Genomic DNA, 2,314 nt, shown 5'->3' with positions numbered 1-2,314 from the left:
GGTACGCGCTTCGGCCATGACATCGGCGCCGGCAAAGGCGCTGGCAAGGTCAATCGTCAGCAGTGGATTGTTTTGCGCAAAACGCTCGAGCTGTTCGATGGTGCGGTCGGCGACGCTGCCGGCCAGCACCGCTGCCGGCCCTTCGACGGCCGGCAGGCTGGCGGCAACGAGATCGCCTGAATCCAGCAGCCCATGCGTGAGCCAGGCCGGTGGCAGATGCGCGGCGACTGAGGAATTGCCGGTCATCAGCGGCAGGTCGAAGGTGGCTTCCGCGATCGCCGCCAGATCGCGCTCGCGGATGGTGTCGGTGACCAGCAGCGTCTCGCCGCGCCTGCTTTGCTCTCCTATAGCGCTCCGGATGGCTCCAGCGCCGGCGTCGACGACGAGATAGGGCACCAGCCCGACCTTGCCCCTGCTCTGCGCCTGCAGCACGCGAACCAGATTGGAATCGGTCATCGGCGTCAGCGGATCGAAGCGCTTGGGCGACTCAGCAAGCAGCTGGGGACCGCCGAACATATGCCCCTGATAGACGGTGCGCCCAGTCTCACACAGCGCGGGGGCGAACAGTGTGACGCCGCCGCCAAGGCGCTCGAGCAGCGCTTCGGCGCAAGGACCGATATTGCCCGCGGGCGTCGAATCGAAGGTGGCGCAATATTTGAAGAAGATCTGCCGCGCGCCAGCTTCGACCAGCCGGTCCGCGGCCTCCAGCACCTGGCGCACCGCATCGCTGGCTGCGATGACGCGGGTCTTCAGCAGGATCACATGGGCAAGATTGCCTGATGGGATCGGCGCGTCCAGCCCGACCGTGCATCCCGTCGGAATGCCGCGCGCGACCAGCATCGACGCCAGCTCGGTGCCGCCGGTCAGATCGTCGGCAATGGCGCCGAACAGCAAGGAAGGCATCGACGCGGTCATGCGGCCCGTCTCATGTCTGCCGGTTTCGGGGCGGCTTGTCTCATGTCGGTGGTCAGGCCATTCGTGGTATCATATACACAAGCCACGCGACGCAGGCGACGCCTGCGCTGTTGCAAGAACGGAGAGCGGATGTGACTGCTTCTATCGCGCCGATCGCGCGCGACAATCTGACGACGCGTGTCTATGAGGAGCTTCGCCGTGCCATGATGGAAGGCCGTTTCTGGCCGGGCCATCGCTTCAAGATCCGCGACCTTGCCGCCAGCCTTCAGGTGTCTGAGACGCCGGTGCGCGAGGCGCTGATGCAGTTGGTGCGCGAAAAAGGCCTGGAGATGGAGGCCGGCCGTTCGATCACCGTCGCCCAGCTGTCGCTGGCTCAGTATCTGGAACTGCGCAGCATCAGGCTGCATCTCGAAGGCATGGCGGGTGCCGCGGCAACGACGCGCATCGAGCCGCGCGAGATCGACCGTCTGGCGGCGGTGCATGAGAAACTCATTGCGAACGAGGACAATGGCCGCTGGTTCGAAGCCGTCCGCGACAATTGGGAATTCCATCACTCCATCTACCAGGCGGCGCAAATGCCGGAGCTGCTGGCCATCATTGAGGGAATCTGGCTGCGCAACGGACCGCTGGTGAACTACCAGTACCCTCACGCCCGGCCGACCTATGACGGCCGCCACCGGCATCTCGACATTCTTGAAGCGCTGCGGGCGCGCGACGAGAACGGTGTGCGCAAGGGCATTCAGCAGGACATGATCGAAGGCGGCCGCCTGCTGGTCAAGGTTCTCGAACGGCTGAACGACGGCGCGGTCACGCCGGAGGAACTGCGCCGCGCTGCGCAGAACGGCCGACTGGTGTCGGCCACCGGCTGAACAGTTTGTTCCTTTCCACCGCATTGGCGCCGGTCACGCCACCTGCGCCGCGGCGGCCATGCCCGCATCGGCAGCCTGCAGGGCGAGATCTATATCTTTTGCGGTGTGCGCAGCACTCAGGAACATGTTGTGCCGGGGATGGAAATAAGCGCCTTCGCGCAAGGCGGCCGAGCAGAATGCGTTGGCTAGCTTGAATTCGGCATCGCCGTCGAACAGCACCATCGGCATCGACACCGGACCTGTCTGTCGCAGCGAAAGACCATGCTTCTTCGCTGCAGCATCGAGGCCTGAGCGCAGCCTGTCGCCGGCCTGTGTCATGTGGGTGACGGCGTCGGTATCGCGCAGCGTGCTGATGGTAGCGATCGCCGCGGCCATTGCGACGGCGCCGTACCAGAAAGAACCCGTCACATAGACCTTGGTCGCGGCTTCGCGAAACCGGTCGGTGCCTGCGATGGCGGCCAGCGGATAGCCATTGGCGATCGCCTTCGAGAAGGCGGACAGGTCCGGCCGTACGCCGAGCGGCTCCCAGC

At 65.1% G+C, this 2,314-nt stretch carries 3 protein-coding genes; 1 reads left to right on the top strand and 2 read right to left on the bottom strand.

Features of this window, described 5'->3' with window-relative positions; translation table 11 throughout:
• On the bottom strand, positions 1 to 915 hold a 915-nt coding region (locus EN969_RS27285; RefSeq protein WP_245467518.1), incomplete at its 3' end, for a four-carbon acid sugar kinase family protein.
• Between the two features lie 131 nt (positions 916 to 1,046).
• Here EN969_RS27285 and EN969_RS27280 point away from each other — a divergent pair.
• Entirely contained in the window at positions 1,047 to 1,784 is a 738-nt protein-coding gene (locus EN969_RS27280) for a GntR family transcriptional regulator (RefSeq protein WP_013528131.1), read from the top strand.
• 33 nt (positions 1,785 to 1,817) lie between these two features.
• On the opposite strand, the gene EN969_RS27275 is transcribed toward EN969_RS27280, so the two are convergent.
• On the bottom strand, positions 1,818 to 2,314 hold a 497-nt coding region (locus EN969_RS27275), incomplete at its 5' end, for an aminotransferase class III-fold pyridoxal phosphate-dependent enzyme (RefSeq protein WP_127419553.1).

The sequence above is a fragment of the Mesorhizobium sp. M7A.F.Ca.CA.003.01.2.1 genome (genome assembly GCF_003998945.1).
Taxonomy (GTDB): domain Bacteria; phylum Pseudomonadota; class Alphaproteobacteria; order Rhizobiales; family Rhizobiaceae; genus Mesorhizobium; species Mesorhizobium ciceri.
The sequence above is the reverse complement of the archived record's forward strand: the minus strand, read 5'-3'. Positions and strand labels throughout refer to the sequence as shown.